General features: G+C 42.2%; 9 protein-coding genes and 3 tRNA genes. 3 read left to right on the top strand and 9 right to left on the bottom strand.

The genetic code is table 11. The features are described from left to right. Positions 1-45: 45 nt before the first annotated feature. From QZ995_RS20690 to QZ995_RS20680, 3 genes are all read right to left on the bottom strand, one after another. Positions 46-121: transfer RNA gene (locus tag QZ995_RS20690), tRNA-Lys, on the bottom strand. Between the two features lie 6 nt (positions 122-127). Then, positions 128-203: transfer RNA gene (locus tag QZ995_RS20685), tRNA-Thr, on the bottom strand. A 162-nt stretch (positions 204-365) separates the two neighbouring features. Further along, positions 366-442, bottom strand: a tRNA-Glu gene (locus QZ995_RS20680). Between the two features lie 419 nt (positions 443-861). Between QZ995_RS20680 and QZ995_RS20675 the strand changes: the two genes are divergently transcribed. Then, positions 862-2,163, top strand: a complete 1,302-nt coding sequence (locus QZ995_RS20675) for an NCS2 family permease (protein WP_301811197.1) — start codon at positions 862-864, stop codon at positions 2,161-2,163. A 126-nt stretch (positions 2,164-2,289) separates the two neighbouring features. Here the strand turns inward: QZ995_RS20675 and bluB are convergent, their stop codons facing one another. The 3 genes from bluB to QZ995_RS20660 form a co-directional block, all read right to left on the bottom strand. Continuing rightward, a complete protein-coding gene (gene bluB, locus QZ995_RS20670; protein ID WP_301811196.1) occupies positions 2,290-2,943 on the bottom strand; it encodes a 5,6-dimethylbenzimidazole synthase in 654 nt (217 codons plus the stop codon). A gap of 155 nt (positions 2,944-3,098) precedes the next feature. Then, positions 3,099-4,304 (bottom strand): DNA-binding protein, encoded by a 1,206-nt coding sequence (locus QZ995_RS20665; RefSeq protein ID WP_301811193.1) that lies wholly within the window; start codon positions 4,302-4,304, stop codon positions 3,099-3,101. A 19-nt stretch (positions 4,305-4,323) separates the two neighbouring features. After that, on the bottom strand, positions 4,324-8,892 hold the full coding sequence (locus QZ995_RS20660; RefSeq protein ID WP_301811191.1) for an immunoglobulin-like domain-containing protein: 4,569 nt from the start codon (positions 8,890-8,892) through the stop codon (positions 4,324-4,326). A 781-nt stretch (positions 8,893-9,673) separates the two neighbouring features. On the opposite strand from QZ995_RS20660, the gene QZ995_RS20655 reads away from it, so the two are divergent. After that, positions 9,674-10,048, top strand: a complete 375-nt coding sequence (locus QZ995_RS20655) for a hypothetical protein (protein WP_301811188.1) — start codon at positions 9,674-9,676, stop codon at positions 10,046-10,048. 23 nt (positions 10,049-10,071) lie between these two features. On the opposite strand, the gene QZ995_RS20650 is transcribed toward QZ995_RS20655, so the two are convergent. Together QZ995_RS20650 and QZ995_RS20645 are read right to left on the bottom strand one after the other, a co-directional pair. Beyond that, entirely contained in the window at positions 10,072-10,944 is an 873-nt protein-coding gene (locus QZ995_RS20650; RefSeq protein WP_301811185.1) for a hypothetical protein, read from the bottom strand. 84 nt (positions 10,945-11,028) lie between these two features. After that, positions 11,029-15,006 carry an S-layer homology domain-containing protein gene (locus tag QZ995_RS20645; protein WP_301811182.1) on the bottom strand — a complete coding sequence of 1,326 codons (3,978 nt, stop codon included), beginning with the start codon at positions 15,004-15,006 and terminating at the stop codon, positions 11,029-11,031. A 662-nt stretch (positions 15,007-15,668) separates the two neighbouring features. Here QZ995_RS20645 and QZ995_RS20640 point away from each other — a divergent pair. Then, complete coding sequence (locus tag QZ995_RS20640; protein ID WP_301811179.1) at positions 15,669-16,151, top strand: small multi-drug export protein; 483 nt, start codon at positions 15,669-15,671, stop codon at positions 16,149-16,151. A gap of 75 nt (positions 16,152-16,226) precedes the next feature. Here QZ995_RS20640 and QZ995_RS20635 read toward each other — a convergent pair whose 3' ends face one another. Beyond that, on the bottom strand, positions 16,227-16,559 hold the full coding sequence (locus tag QZ995_RS20635; protein WP_301811177.1) for a DUF1904 family protein: 333 nt from the start codon (positions 16,557-16,559) through the stop codon (positions 16,227-16,229).

The raw sequence follows: 16,559 nt of genomic DNA, 5'->3' as shown, positions 1-16,559 counted from the left end.
AGCTGAGCTAAGGGCACATCAAAATTTTAATTTACACAGTAAAAATGGTGAGCCATGAAGGACTCGAACCTTCGACCCTCTGATTAAAAGTCAGATGCTCTACCAACTGAGCTAATGGCTCTCAAAATGGTGCCGGCGATAGGACTTGAACCCACAACCCCCTGATTACAAGTCAGGTGCTCTACCAATTGAGCTACACCGGCAAATTCGGAATATAAACTTATCAAAAACGATGACGGATCTGACGGCACTCGAACCCGCGACCTCCGCTGTGACAGACTGGCATGAACTCCAGCTTCACCCCAACTCCCTAAAACGCCTCTTCAAAATCACAAGAAACCATCCATATATCTCAATGAAAGAAATGGTGACCCGTAGGGGATTCGAACCCCTGTATGACAGCGTGAAAGGCTGCTGTGTTAAACCGCTTCACCAACGGGCCGTATACAATTTTTTATGTATTTCTTGGGAACGAAATTTAGTCTACCACATGTAATTCATTATAGTCAATAGTTTTTTAAAATTTTCTTTTAAGCAACTTGTACAAAGAATTACTCTCCATGCTATAAGCCACAAAAAACGTACTAAAAAAGAGCGACTTGAACCAGTCGCTCTAAGAATAATCCACAAAATCAATTGTTACACTACACTTATCATATAAATTTATCATTACAATTGCTAGCTCCAATTAATGGGTTCATTCATGGCTGTACAACAATTAACATCTAACTTCTATAGCAACTTGATTTATCCTAACATGGTTTTCGACAGAAGAATGCTCCCCATCTTGCGCAAATAACAAATTACGTATAATATCTATTTTATTCTTGTTTAATATTCGTGTTTAAGGAGCTGTTCTACTTGTTTCAACTAGAAAAGCATAACTCCTCTTTCAGAAAAGAGTTAACTGCAGGATTTACTACATTCTTTACAATGGCTTATATCATGGTTGTCAATCCGCTCATCTTATTAGATGCGGGCGTTCCCTTTCAACAAAGCTTCACGGCAACAGTTATAGCCGCCATGCTCGGTACACTTATCATGGGACTTTATGCAAACTATCCTATAGCAATTGCACCTGCTATGGGTTTGAATGCATATTTCGCTTACTCGGTTGTAAAAACGAATCAAGGGCTTGATTATCATATTGCGTTTTCAGCAGTATTTGTGGCAGGGATATTATTTGTTATTCTCTCCCTTACACCTCTGCGCTCAAAATTAATTGAGGCCATTCCAAATAATTTAAAGCACGCTATTACTGCCGGGATCGGGCTTTTCATTGCGTTCTTAGGATTACGTATGAGCGGCTTAATTATTGCCCATCCGAGCAATTTGGTTGCGTTAGGCGATTTGCATTCTCCTTCTGTTATATTAGCTCTAATTGGTCTTTTAATTACTCTGATATTTTACTCCCTAAATCTAAATGGCGCTTTATTTTTTGGAATGATCCTTACTGGTCTAATCGCCTTTCTAACCGGCCAGCTTCAATTTACAAACGGATTTGTCTCTATGCCGACTCTTCCTGAGGGAATCCTAGTCTCCAATCCTGTCACGGCCTTTAGAGATGTCGTTGAGTACGGTCTATATTCAGTAGTATTTTCTTTTTTACTAGTGACGCTATTTGATACGACTGGCACAGTCCTTGGCGTAGCTGAACAAGCAGGACTTATGAAAGATAACAAACTTCCGAGAGCTGAGCGTGCTCTACTATCAGATTCTGTCGCTACTCTATTCGGTTCCATGTTAGGAACATCGCCAACCTCTGCTTATGTAGAATCTGCGTCTGGTGTTGCTGCTGGCGGTCGCACCGGGCTTACTGCCGTATTTATTGCTCTGTTGCTAGGAATCGGCGCTTTTTTTGGTCCACTAATTAGCGCTGTATCAGGATTGTCTGCCATCACCGCTCCTTCACTCATTATCGTTGGCTCCTTGATGGTTGGCAGTGTCCGCCACATTAATTGGGAACTACCAGATGAAGCTTTTCCTGCTTTCTTGGTTTTGTTGAGCATGCCGCTTACCTCCAGTATCGCTACCGGGATCTCTCTAGGGTTTATTTCATACCCACTGATGAAAATTTTAAGAGGCAAATGGCGCCAGGTTCATCCATTAGTCTATCTATTTGGTGTTTTGTTTGCTATTCAACTGATCGCTGTTCCTCATTAATAGAAGCAAAAATAAATACAAAAAAGAAGTCAGGATTTCATTTCTGACTTCTTTTTTTGTCGACACCATCCTACAGCCTGTATAAGAGAGATTCAGCAGCCTAAGGACTTGGCAGCAACTGCGGTCTTATTTTTGTACGCCCCACTCGTTTTGAAAAATTAATTCCTGCAAATTACGGCGTTTCTCCCATTGAAGAATTTCCAATAGCGGACGATCAGGGTATTCATTTGTATATCCTAATGAAAGCAAGGCTACTGGTTCAATGTGCGGAGGTATTCCCAAGATTTCACGGACATCCGCTTTCTTATAAAAGCTAACCCATCCAAGGGCAATTCCTTCTGCGCAGCTAGCCAGCCACATATTTTGAATCGCGCATGCCACTGACAAGACATCTGTCTCTGGAATCGAATTGCGACCAAGGACATGGGCTCCTCCCCTGGTTGGATCATTTGTAATACAGATAGTCAGGGGCGCTTCTTTTAACCCTTGAACCTTGATCCCCATAAATTGATCACTGCGGTCTGTACCTTCATAATGAATAGCCAGCGCGCGTCGTTCTTTGTCTGCAGCATAAGCTAGCTTATCTTTTATTTCTTGATCTGTGACCATAATAAAATTCCATGGTTGCATAAAACCCACAGAAGGTGCATGATGCCCCGCTTCTAAAATTCGTTGAATAGCATCTTCAGGCAATGGTGTATCCAAAAAACTACGAATATCCCGTCTCCCTTCAATCGCTTTATATACGCCGTGTTTTTCTTGTTCAGTAAATTGAAGCATTTTGTTTATCTCCTTAGATGGTTTTTTGTTCAAGTTACTCATTGTTTAGAAAACAGTAGGAAGTCGAGCCTCATCAAGCGTTTTGAGTGTTTTACTCCTCTTCTAATCGTACAAAAAATCTCCCACCAACAGTAGGAGATTTTTTGTGACATTTTTTATTTTCCGTAAGAACCGTTAGCAAATGTGCTAGGGTCCCACCATTTATAACCAGCGGCTGGAGCTGCCCAAGGCTCTTTTTGCGGTTCGATTGTTTGGGCCGGAATTTCATTTTCTGGACCAGTTGTCAGGAGAGGAGTCACCGTATCCAGCTTTAAGCCTTGTACCTGCTGAAGGTTTTCGTAATTCTCTTGTTTTGCCAGCCAATTGATTAGGTTAATAAGTAGCACAGCATCGTCTTGTTCTTTGAATCCGTCATAGGTTTTCTTCTTTTGACCATTTTCCTCACGCAAATACTTCGGGGTAGCATCTTCTACCGGAGAAGAATCACCGATAAAAGCAGCCTTTCCTTTACCCAGCTTAGCAATAGCTACATACGGGCCTTCTTCTACTCCACCGCCTTTATATACACCTTTATCAACAGCATGGGCCCATTTTGCATTTGTTTTTGGCAAATAAACGATTCCCTTTGCTTTTTTCGGCTCAACAATCGCAAGTGTGCTACCCGCGTGCATTGCCACGCTAGACACGCCCTCTGTAATTCCCAATGCCTGAGCAGGACTCACAATGTTGGTTGCATTTATGTCTCCAAGCGCATTGTAGCGGAACCTGATACCAAAGTTTTCAGCCAGCCAATCAGAGCTTGCTACCCCTTGCATAGCTTCCGAGTTACGCTCCTCCTCGCTCATTCCCTTAGCTGGGTCAGCCCACGCTCCACGACGATATCCGTTCATGACTTCTGAGGCATCCCAACGATTCTTGTTACGATCTGCATTGTAGTGATCCCCGATAAAGAAGATGCTGCCGCCATTTTTTACAAATTCAATCATTGCTGCTTGCTCAGATACTTTATAAGGAATGTTGGCTTCCCCAATTACAAAAACGGCATATTCTTTCAGATCGTCATAAACAATCGGTGTTGATTTGCGTAATTCCTTCACATCATAGCCGGCTTGAGCAATCGCATTAGCAAAGTCAGAGAAGCCGCCATCAATAACCCAGTCTGCCGCTCCTGCTGTTTGTCCGTGCGTATTGTCAAATAACACCTTTTTACCCAAAGGGGTACCTTTGGCAGAGATAAACGGAGCGGGATCGTGAGGACCTTCAGCCCAGACTGAACTTGTGAATAACGTGGAAGCTGCTAGTGTTAAAACAAGAGCACTCTTGCAAAGCTTTTTAGCTAAAAAATAAGATGAACGAAACATCGTAGACCCCTCCTTATCCTTATGGCACAAGTTGAATATGTGTATAGGTGGCGATTCCTTTTTTGCTAAAATACGCTTTATCATGCAAAACACCGGTGATTTTCACTTTTTTACCGGCAGCATTTGCTGCGGCAAACGGTCCATTGCGGTCTGAATTAGCAAATTTTACGATAAGCGCATTTGTAGTTTCATCCCCTGGCTGATCAGCAAGATAAATACCATAGCCTGCAAATTGGGCATTTGGCTCTGCCGTCTGTACATAAGCTTCAGGTGTAATTGTCGTTCCTTGTGGCAGGGCTAGGGCTTGGGCTACTGTCAGTCCCGCTCCCTCCTTGGTTACCTCTAAGGTTAAACGTACTTTTTGCGCATACCCTTCGATTGTTCCCTCAAAGTTGAATGTACCTTCACTGCTTGTATCTGCTGCATTCGGATTCCAGCTATCTACCGGTACTTGCTGATTGGTACCATCACTCATTGAAGCCCATACAGTTGTGGGTAAGATGTAATTCGCTCCTTTCCTTACAGAAGCAGTAATATTGTCAACATGAATAATGCTCGGTGCTCCTGTTGATTCCGTTACCAACACATAGGCTGCTTCACTTTGGTAATGAGTTGTTGGATTGCTAGCAATGACTTCGAGTACAGTTCCTACTGACTGTGTTGGGATTTTCACACCGAAAGCTCCTGCATGATCTGCCTTGTCAGTCCCTACTAACTTCGATCCTGTACGAACATGAATGTCTGTCCCCGGCTTAGCTGTCCCTGTTATATGCGAGTTTGTCACTGAGATTGGATGAACAATAGGTACGTCTCCCAAAGGAAGCACTCTAATTGAAAACATTTTTTGCGATTGGGCAGAACCTAACTTAATTGAAGCGATTAGCACAACGTCAGTTACTTTGGAAACAGCCGATCTGTTTACATGCCCATTATCAAGCTCTACGATGGCTGAATGGGCTTGGTCCTGCAAGCTCCATTGGATTGCAACATGGTTTGCACCCATCCTTGGCAGAGACACGCTTGTAGCCGTACCATCATAGGTTACATTCAAGCTTGCTTTCACTGCCTCTACTGCTTCCTCATCCGTGATTGTTTGGGCAGGCACGGTGAGCAAGAACACTTTCGTATCTACGCTGGTTCCCTTTTTCAGAGTAGCTGTTAAGGTTACTTTTGCATCTGCTGAGCCTTTTGCTGGACGAATTACTTTTCCCTGCTCTGAGATAATAGTTGGTTGATCGGATACCCAGGTAATTGTCGAGCCATAAGCACCGTTGGCAGGCAAAGTCAGATCTGTCCGAGCTGTGCCGCTTCCATCCCCTATGGACAGAGATGCTTTATCGGCTGCTACCCGATCTGCATCGGTAAGTCCACTGCGTAAAATAACAATATCTTTTACAGATCGTGGATAAACCTGAGCCGAGCCTTTAAAAATAGAAGCAATTCCAGTTACATCCACCACATCTTTTTCACGTAATTCCGGCAAACGAACCCCATACTTCCCTAAAAAAACTTCAGTCGAACCAGTCGGGGTCCCCACTACAAGCTTACTAGGAGTGACCTGTGAAACAGTTGCTTCCGCCAAGCGAATAAGCATTCCTTGCTTCTTGATTAGCTGACTTGCCTCTACGGAAACAGCTTGAGGCTCAGCTGCCGTACCTGTGATCGAGAATTCGGCTTGCATAATTTCTACTTCTCCGTTGTACGTATCTTTCAAGCCTTTTGTAATGGTAACCACATCTCCTGGCTTCACCTGTGTTTGCGTTGCAGGTTGGAAGACCAGAATACCTGCTTTGTCATCTTGTACATAAAAGCTATTCCGACTGTCTGAGACCGTACTTACTACCCCTGTAGCTGTTACGATCGGGGTTTTGTCTGGCAATTGCCGTATTGCTGACAAGCCATGCTTTTCTTCATTTGGCGCTAACGTATAACCAGCTTGTTCAGCCTCTTGCGTGCTGTTAAAGAACAGACGATTCTCTACAGCAACCTTTTGAAAGTCGAGAGGCTGTACATAGAATTTTGTACTAGCATCCCCAACAGGACGGCTTAGTGCCTTTTTCTGCTCACGAGCACGGAATTCAAACGGCAATTCAATCAATGGATCTTGGGCATTCCAAATTCCAATTCCTGCTTGCTTTGCTTCCTTGACGGCTTTAGCGTATTGCTTAAATGTCTCATCCTTGACTGGCCAGATGATATACATGCTGGCATGTCCGTCCCTCACCATTTCCAAATTAACATTGCGGCCATCTGCAAGAATTACTTCTGCTAAAAGGCGGCCGTATGCATCAATAGGTGTGGAAGCTGGTTTAATCGTAATCGAGTCTCCTGGAGCTATTAGTTTTTTTACATGCTGTTTGGCACGTTCGCCATGAGCTTTTTGGTTTTTATCTTTACTGCCATTGTCAGAACCGTTGTATACCTTGGTATAGTCAAAATTAGGATCTTTTATATGGTAGGTTTCCGCCGTATCCAAATTGACAAATCGAACCGTACTTACCCCAAGTACCGGCTGAGACAAATGAATCGTATCGCCATCCACCACATCCTTCACAGTGGAAGGGTAAGCTTCTTTTGGCTGAGGGGTTGGCGGTTGATCCTGTAATAGGAGCAAATCCGTTTGTTTACGCGGAAGTATTTGATACAGATCATTATATTGCGCTAAAACACCCTCTACCTGATACCACTTACCTGACGTAAGCTGTGCTATGTCAAGGCTCTCTTTCATAACACGGACTGTCATGCCTTGGAAATGCTCATCGATCATCCGTAGGTTATAGCCACCGCCTGATTCACTGCTTGGAACAGATAGTAAGAATGCTTGCGAGGAGATCAGCATTCCTTCGTATTTTTCTGCCAGTGCTGCTTGATTTAATTGAGCTACTGTCAAGGACTTTGCTTGAGGCACTTGATTTCCCGTACTGACCACGACAATATCGTCTGATGTTTCCGGAATGATTTCTGTCAAATTTTTATAAACAACAATCTTCCCTGTTACTTGAACCGAATCCCCCTCTTTTAGATCTGGATAACTGGTCCATTTACTGGCAAACAAATTAATCCCTGCTGTCTCATCCTGTATATACGTGGACAGCTTTCCGCCGCCAAGCGAGGCGTTATCCGCCGTGACGATCCCTTGAAGCGTGACGACTTCATTTACTCGTTGTTTCAAGTCTGCAATCGAAGCGATACTAGCTGCTAATGACTCCGATACAACTGTCTCTGTTAACAGGTTGCCTGCTGTATTTTGAATCGAATTGGCTTGTAAACGTATCTTATTATCGTTTCCATGCAGACCTTGGGCCAATGTAACGATTAGTGACTGTCCTTCAATGGAAACAAGATCGCCTTCCTTAAGAGAAATGAAGTTACTGCCGTTCCTAGCTATTTGGACCGCCTCACGCAGTGCTTCTTCTGAAACCGCCGAGGCAATTTCGTCATCAAAACGTAAGGTAATTCGCTTATTGTCTTCAGCTAACTTCGCATCTAAATACACAGGAGCTTTCACGTTTTTGGAATCTTTGAAATTTATGGAAAATTCTGGTGAAATCAAATGAGAAAGAGCACCAAATACCATATCATGCTTCACGATTACGTACACATGATCAACGCTGTCTTTCGCCTCATGTTTCACTGCTTTACCCAAGAAAGTGATTCTAAGTCGATCCTCGCCCTCCAGCTTGGCTGTATAGCTGAGTCCCTCTGGCAATCCTTTGACTTGTACGCTTGATTTCAAAAACAGAGGCAAAAACTTGGCATGATGAAGCTCCACTAGAAGTGAATCAGAAATCCCCCCATCATTAGCATCTGATTCATGCAAGCCACTAGCGGACAGGCTTAGTGATGGTCCAGGCTTCTTTACAAGGACTGGGAACAGCGCTATTCGATGATCCACTTCCGCTTGAATAACGGCTAGCCCGATTGCCTTTGCCGTAACAACACCCTCCTCAGTCACTGTAGCGACTCTTCTATCAGAAGAACTCCAATTTACTGCTTTGCCTTCCACCTCTCTTCCGCGGATATCATATGCAACCGCTTTCAAAGTTAGGCTTCCATCTAAAGCAGAATCGATTTCTAGGATATTATCGTCTGCTAGGTTTTCTATCTTTACAGCAAACACCTTGCTAGAAGTAGCCTGTACCAAAAATGGCTTTGCTGTTTTTTTCGAGCCGTAACCCTCCACACGTACAGTCACCCGTTTATCCAGCTCTCCACCTTTTATTGGTTCAAAATGGATACGAGCGGTTTTGCTTGATTCATCCCAAGCGAAATCAGTTTCTTCTAGGGAAGACCATCCTTCTAATAGGCCGCCTTTGACTGAAAGCTGAAAATCCTCTGATTTTGGCGTATCCTCTGGAAGGTCAGACAACGTAATGGTTACCTCTCCATTGACTGCAGATACGTCCCTCACTTTTACCTTCTTTTGTTGTACACGTTCAATCGCGTCTTGCGGCGCTGATGCTTCTTGTACTTCCGATGTTTCTGCCGCTTGTACAACTACAGGCAGGCTAAATGAACATACCATACAGAGAATCATGAACACATTCAACCATTTTAGATACCTTTTTCGCTGCGACAACTCAGTCACTCCTTTTTAGATTCATTTTTTGAAAAAGAACGAAAATGAGACCTGCCAGTATATTCCCTATTTCAGAAAAATAGGAAAAAGTATTCTGGCATTTTCACTATATGGTAGAGTTTCATTTTTTACATGATCATTTAGTAGGATTTTTTCAAGAAATGCAACTTTTGTGATCATTCCCACTATTAGTATAAAATAATGATGTGAATTTTAGGCAAAGCTCGTATTAGTTAATTGTAAAAATATTCTAATTTATTTTTCATAAATTTTACAATTCGATCGGATAAGCAAAGCTAACTATAGGCCGTAAGAATTCAGACTGCCTCTTTGTTATAGAGTTTGCCTGTTTTTTTCATGGGTGTAAATTAAATCTGTTCTATGATGAACACAGAAAAGGAGTCTACGCTCTTTAACAGCCGGGTGATATAGTTAAAGGGACAGGGAATCCGTGCCTTACGTGACAATGATCTCTGATTAGTTTTAGCAGATAGACCTGATTCTCCTTACCGCTTTAAGGCAAAATTAGTTCATTTTAATCCCAGTTTATCTACAGCATGTACAAATAGTGTAGTATGAAGTCACTTTACATATAGCTCACCAGTAAACCAGGTTGTTTTCATTCAACATCAACTGGACCCATCAGTAAATGCATTCTAGTCAACATGGCGGTTTACTATACAAAGATATTATATTCTAGGCTTTGTGAAAGAAGCGGTTTCCCTCATAAAATAGACGTATGCGCGGAAAAATATGAAGCTTTTCCCGGGAAAGGATAATTGGTGCATCAATGAAAATCAACGTATATTACGACTACTTGGAAAATCGGTTAGCCCCCCTCTGGTATGTCATTACCTTTCGGGAAACCGAGCTTGATTGGAACAAGGAACGAGCTTATATACCGATCACAGCCCCTTTTCAAAGAAAGGATGCAGAAGACTTCGATCCAGACTTATTAGGGTTTACAGTCACGTTAGGAGAATTAATGGTTCATCCTGAAAAGCCCGGAAAGTTCGGGATTAATCTCAAAGCCTTGAAGGAACAGGCTGAACGGCATGGGGTTAATCATCAGGAGATTAGACAGTTCGTACTTCAGATCGGGGATATAGAAGAGGTGTTGCAAATGAGACTAATGCGTGATAAAAACAAAGGCACTTCTCGTTAAAAGAAGCGCCTTACCTTTGTTGCTTATTTATTTGATTTTCGAATCCATTCCAGTACGCTGTCTCGCAGGTTTTTCCCATATTTTTTGCCCGGTTTTTTAGCGTCAAATCCATTTAGATACTTAATGGCTTCATCAATATATTTATTGGCATCCTTTTCATAATCACGGATGTCTTCTAAATCGTCTTCATTAGAACTTTCCAGCCAATCCTCAAAAGTGCGTAACGATTTTTGTTTATATTTTACTGCATCATTTAGCAGTTCAATAACGTCATCCATTCTGCGTCTGTCACTTTTGCTTAATTTATCGCCCATTTCGTCAGACAAAGCCTCCATCCGATCTCTCATAATTTCGATCGGAACTGTAGCATACGTGTACGTCTGCTTTAGCATTCCCACATTAGGAGTGATATTTTGATTTAATTTACTGTAGATCGCTTTATTTAACGTATCCGTTGTCTTTTTCATCTGGGATGCTAGCGAGGCAATGTTCTGTATATCCTGAAGCATCATGCCTGAATGATAATTCTTTGATTCATAGGGAATGCTTTGCATTAAGGTGTTTAGAACATCTTTGTTCCCCATTACGCGTTGGGCTTCCTGAGTAAGAGCCGCGGAACCCCCTGCTCCTCCAAAGAACAGATGTGTTACAAAAGTGGCCTCGTCCTTCACATAAGCTAACTTGCGCAAATTTTGCAATGGTTCAACCGGAACATACACCTTGCCGTCTATTACAATTCCACGCTCGTTAATGGGGGAACGATCTACCGTCAAGGCTACCTTTTGGTAGTTTCCCTCTTGCCCATACGGACTCACTACTTGAGTTGCCGCAAAAACGGTTGTGCCTCCAACCGCAAGTAATGCGGCAGATAAGGCAATTAACTTCAATCCTTTCATACAACGTCCTCCCTGTGATTAGCAGAAAACCTTCCTTGCAACCAGAATGGCCAGGAAGGTTTTCGCTTTTGTTTCATCCAGTTCCTACTTGACTTCAGTAACAGCCGGAATCAGTTTTTGCATTGCCATGACACGAGCCATTAAGATCGCTGCATCACCGCGAAGCATGTTAGCTTTTGGCTCAAATATATAGCCTTGTTTCGGATCATTCAGATCTACTGGAGAACCGATGATCAATTTTTTCTTGGCGATTTCCACTACAGCAGGTGCTGCATATGGATCAACCATCGGAGCATCCTTGAACAATTTAGTTAAGTTTGCTTTGGTTTTTGCTGCATTGGTTTCCGTTTTTAATTTCAACGCACGCGCTAAAATAACGGCAACCTCTTCACGAGTAATTTTACTATTTGGTTCGAAAATCTTCGGTTCTTTACCGCGAACGATTCCCAAACGTGCTGCTGTTTCAATGTGACGGTAGTCGTACTTCTGAGTACCATTGTAATCAAACGGTACATCCACAAACGACTGGCTTGGCGGATTATCTACTAATGGAAGCTGCAAGGCACGCACGATCATCGCTGTAAATTCACCGCGTGTCGTTTCTGTATCTGGCTTAAATTCCACTTCGTTATCCGCTTTAATAACTCCTTTAGCAAACATTGCTTCTACTTGGTTGCGAGCATATTGATGAGTAACAACGTCTACAAAGGAATCGTTTAGCTTAGCTACTACATAATAGCCAAACTTATCAAATGGAACAGTGATGGTTTTCTTGCTTACATTCACCTTACCGCCAAGATTTTCCCAGAAGAACTTGTTCGGGTCATATCTCATTACGGTTAGATGATTAGCTGCATCCGAAACCACATTCGCATCGTATGCAAGCTCTAGCATACCGCGTTTGTTTGGTACAAGCACGCGATTTACAGGAACATCGTTGAAATTATACAGCTTCAGGCTGTCTGTTAACGCACGCGGCATGATTGGCAGCATACCATACGGATACGGATCGTAGTCTTCCTTTGTACCTGGATCATCAGCTAAACCTGCATCCATCCAGAATACATTCGATACTTTTACAAAATGTGTATCAAAGGAATGTTCGAAATCACGACCCAAGTCCTTAATCACATCATCAAAGTTTTTCGGTCTTTCTTGTAAATAATCAAAACGGTCAACAACGCCATCCTCTTTGTTAGCAATTCCGTACAGGATGTTATGGCCCTTGAAGACTTGACCTCTCAAATTCTCTGGTACGTTATAATCGTAGCGAACCAGATACGTATCTTTCGGGAATGTCAGGTTTAACTGCTTTTCGAAAATATTCGTTTTCGCAGTCATTGGTGCCATATATTGCGAGCCCGGGATGGTACTTAATGCATAGAATACCTCGAACGAGTCATTTACGACATCGCCGCTTGCACTCTTCACCGTAAAGTTAATTTTATTCGGCTTGTTAGGCTTCAGATCTGTAATGACCGCTCTAAAGGCGTTCGGGTAATCAATTTTCCCGTCCATATCGCTGTCATAGTCCACTTTTGTCGCAACATTATTTTTGCCGAATGTAATGCTGTCCGCACCCGGTGCATCAATGATTACTTCAACAAAGTTTTGATTCAGGGTAGCTTGACGCGGCAAAATAGGACGAACAATGTCGTACATTAAGCCCGGCGCGCGAACTTCCAAGCGAGAAGTTGATTTGGAAGAGCCGTTTACCCCGTTATTGTAAACGGTAAAGGTGTAAACTAGTTTTGAACCATCTTTAGGTAATTCAATGTTGGAAAGAATGAAGGTAAAGTATTTTTTGTCCTTCAAATACTTCACTTCCAAATTGTCGACTTCTTGGCTTCCCCAAGTGTCTTTTCCATCAATTAACAATTTGTTTTTGCCTAAAATCCATTTTTTATCATACTTATCATCAGAAGACTTGATTTCAAGAACATATTTTGGCTCATTACCAGCCTCAATGTCTTTCTTCATATCGTTAAGTCTGCCTTCGATAGCGTTAGTTGAATCTGGCAGATCAATAAAATCAAAGGTACCAAAGACATTCATTTTCTTTTCTTTGGTTGTATACACTCCGTCTTTTCCAGTAAAGCGGTTGTCTTTAGAAGGCTTCTCTGTTGCATAAGGATAAATTCCTTCTGTGCCGCCTTTTGGAATTTCAGGGTAGTTGTTGGATAGCAACGTAATTTTGTACGTTTTTTCGTACAGAACGTTACCTTTTTTGTATCTGAAGACCAAGGTGTTTTGACCTTCAATAAAACTAACCTTTGTACCGGCTTTCATTTTAAAGTTATAGTTGTTGCCGCCGATTGGTTCCAATGGAATATCGCTGTTATTCAACGTCAGCTTGACCATACCGTTTGTATAGCTAGCTGCATCAAGCTCCACGTTGCTAACAGTACCCTCAAATTCTTTCATGCTGGTAACAAGCTTCTTTTCGTAGTCAGAAATGGTTGGATCATAATCAAAAACCTGACCGTCTTTGATCTTGGCGAATTCTTGTACTGGTCCGGAAGCTGATGTAATTTGCAGGGAATAGTTATCTTTACCAGAGGAGCTTTCAACCTCAAACTCCAGTTTTTGTGTTCCATTAACCGGCAGTTCTCTAATGGTGAACCACAAACGCTCACCGCGAACCGTTCCCGTAGCAGGACTAATGGCAACAGGAACCTTGCCACCGCCTTGTCCAATCGCATGAACAGTGATTTTGCTTACAGTACCTGTATTTTTTGTTAGCAGAGCGATAGAGAATGGCAATTTATTGATGGTAGTATTCGCCTCAAATTTATTGCCTTCTTCATTTCCAGCCGGTATTTTGTCCGATTGGATATACTCTGCACCTGTAATTTGGAACTTGCTGTCATCCTTGATGGTGTAGCCAAATTCGCTGTTTGTATCGTATACGCTAGAAGACTCTTTATTTGACTGCACTGGATTAAATCCATCCATCGCCACCGTATAGCGTTTACCAATCTCAAATGGGATTTTTGCTGCTGTTGGTGGCTTTGGTGCTGTTGGATCATCAGGCGGATTTCCGTCAAGTAACTGATTACCTTTGAAGGTATAGCGGTAATGATGATACTCAGCCCCGTCTGGCTGCTTGGTTAATTCTCCATGCTTGAACGTGATATTCGCCATTGCAGTACCGGATAGGCTGCCTTCAAAAAAGCGAACCTTCATGAGTTCTGCTGTGCTTGCAGTTGGAGTAAAGCTACTGTCCACAGGTATCATCAAATCACCTTTGAAGGTAAAGTCAGCAGGATTTGGTGTACCTTTAGACAAGAGCATTGGAAAATCTTTTAAATCATACTCAGTTGCTATGCCATTGACGGATACCTTTGTATCAAAAAAAGTAGCCGTTCCATCAAAGTAGATCACTTCTCGTTTGGATTCAATAACCTGATCTTTATTGGTCAATTTGAATGTGAGGACGTTCTTTCCTTTTTTCAAATTTAACTGACTGATAATAAAGTAGTTATCTGCTGATTCATTTACAAATGCTGAACGTGACTCTCCGTCGCTTTCCACGATTACCTTTGTAACGTTAGGAGCGTTCCCCTCAATTGTAAAGATGCCTTTACCAGTTGTAAAACGCTGTGTTACAACCGTTGCACTTTGTTCGTTCAAAGGCAGCTTTTGCGCACCTGATTTGAACTGTAGGTTATACAAAAGCGGCGTATCAATATAAGTCACTTTAATAGCAGAAGTTATCTCGGAAGCACCATTCTTCCCGCGAAACGTAATTGTATTTTCACCTGGGAACAATTCAATGTTTGCAACACGAATCCGTCTTCCGTCATCTGAAACGATAACTCCCGTTGTCTTCTGTGGACCTTCTTTTCCGTTTTTCGGTGTTACCGTGTAACTAATGCCTATGGGAGAAACCTGATTTAATGATCCCTCAAGAGATAGATATTTGTAATTAACAATCTCAGGGAGATTTTCAAATATAAAGTTATTCCCGCTACTAGCTGCACCTACGCCCATCGGATAAAACGGAATCACGGTCAGCATCATGACTAACGCCAACAGTGCGTGCAATATCCTTCTGGTCATTCGTTCCCCTCCTCTAGTTTTACTGTGTGTTTCTCCTCAAAGAAAAACATACCCATTTCTTTATATCGGTAAGAACGTTGTAAATATTAAGGTTTTTAGCTTTATTTTTCTGCAAAGAAAAACTTTTATCTTCCAGATTTATTCCAATAACAGCATTCAAACATAGAAGGCAAACCTTTGCTGCCTGCATTCATACCGCACCAGCATGAAAGCATTCATCGTAAAATGTAGTACGTCTCATGCGTATCAAATCCCGTTCCTTTTAGGCGGATATCTGACTTCTATGACAAGAAAGCTAACCAATCTGTAACTGATCGTTGACATAATGCAATGGATTATTTACTTTAAACATAAGATTTCAAACAGAAGTGATTTTCTGAATGTTGAAACAGAGGGTGCAAGGACATCAGGCTTGTCTGAGACGGTCCCAGCAGGATTCGGCTGTTGTCATGTTTTATGTCGGTCGTATTAGCACAGCCCCGTAATATCTGCTTGCGTGGTTGTCATAGATCTGGTACTCCCCTCGCTTACCCTAGTGCATTCAGCACTTCTTCTTAAAAATGCTAGCCGAAGCAAAAATGAAGCCTTGTCGGTATTTTTGTTAAGATCAGACAAAGCACGAAACATCAGATGATGAACAAACTCAGGAGGAACTCTCAACTATGAATCTACTTTGGCCTTATTTCATCATTTTCCTGTTTGCCGCTACTCCCATGTTTGAGCTTATAGCAATGATTCCAATTGGAATTTTTGCTGGGCTGAACCCGATTTTAGTTTCCTTGGTGGCGCTAGTGGGTAATGGAATTACTGTTTTTCTACTTATTTTACTAATGGAAAAAGTACAAAAATGGTTGCAGAAAAAACGCGGTGACAAGGAACCAAGCAAACGTCAGCAGCGTGCGAAGCAGCTCTTTAAAAAGTATGGATTGCCTGGGCTAAGCATTCTAGGCCCTGCTCTAGTCGGAAGTCATCTTACTGCGGTAATGGGAATGTCTTTTGGGGCAACCCGACAAAAAATGTTGTTGTGGATTGGGATTAGTCTTGTTGCATGGACGGGGCTCGCTATGGTCATTGGATACTTCGGGGCTGATCTTATGAATATAGGCGAACAAAATGGATTTTTGATGCGCATCCTACAGAAATAGTTCGTTGCATAACAAATGCTCGACAAAACAAAAGCCTGTCGGATATCATATTCCGCAGGCTTTTGACTAGATAGCTTAATCAAAGCATCTTTTTGCATTTACATAATAGCTATTCGTCTCAAACACACTAAAAGCTATCTCTACTTCCGCTATACCCTGTGCCAAAACGTGTCTGGACACACATTCTGCAAAACGATCCCTTACCTCTGTTCCCCGCTCAAACCAGTACACATGGATAAAGGGATAGGTCTCTACTTGTTTTCCTTCAAAGATAGAGATTGTCGGTATGCACTCCATGATAAAATTATCGGTTCCACAATCACAAATCTCTGCCAACTCGCTAAGCAAAGCCTCGCTCATGTTACATGCCTGTTCGGTAGAAATTCCACGCAATAATAATTGAGGCAT

The organism is Brevibacillus laterosporus (assembly GCF_030489605.1).
Taxonomy (GTDB): domain Bacteria; phylum Bacillota; class Bacilli; order Brevibacillales; family Brevibacillaceae; genus Brevibacillus_B; species Brevibacillus_B laterosporus_E.
Note: the sequence above shows the minus strand (reverse complement) of the source record. Positions and strands in the feature narration are given on the sequence as shown.

Bases quoted from the DNA above. Each gene is read 5' to 3' on its own strand.
- QZ995_RS20640 (WP_301811179.1), top strand. From the start codon at position 15,669: ATGAATCTACTTTGGCCTTATTTCATCATTTTCCTGTTTGCCGCTACT.
- QZ995_RS20665 (WP_301811193.1), bottom strand. From the start codon at position 4,304: ATGTTTCGTTCATCTTATTTTTTAGCTAAAAAGCTTTGCAAGAGTGCT.
- QZ995_RS20650 (WP_301811185.1), bottom strand. From the start codon at position 10,944: ATGAAAGGATTGAAGTTAATTGCCTTATCTGCCGCATTACTTGCGGTT.
- QZ995_RS20645 (WP_301811182.1), bottom strand. From the start codon at position 15,006: ATGACCAGAAGGATATTGCACGCACTGTTGGCGTTAGTCATGATGCTG.
- QZ995_RS20655 (WP_301811188.1), top strand. From the start codon at position 9,674: ATGAAAATCAACGTATATTACGACTACTTGGAAAATCGGTTAGCCCCC.
- QZ995_RS20635 (WP_301811177.1), bottom strand. From the start codon at position 16,559: ATGCCTCAATTATTATTGCGTGGAATTTCTACCGAACAGGCATGTAAC.
- bluB (WP_301811196.1), bottom strand. From the start codon at position 2,943: ATGCTTCAATTTACTGAACAAGAAAAACACGGCGTATATAAAGCGATT.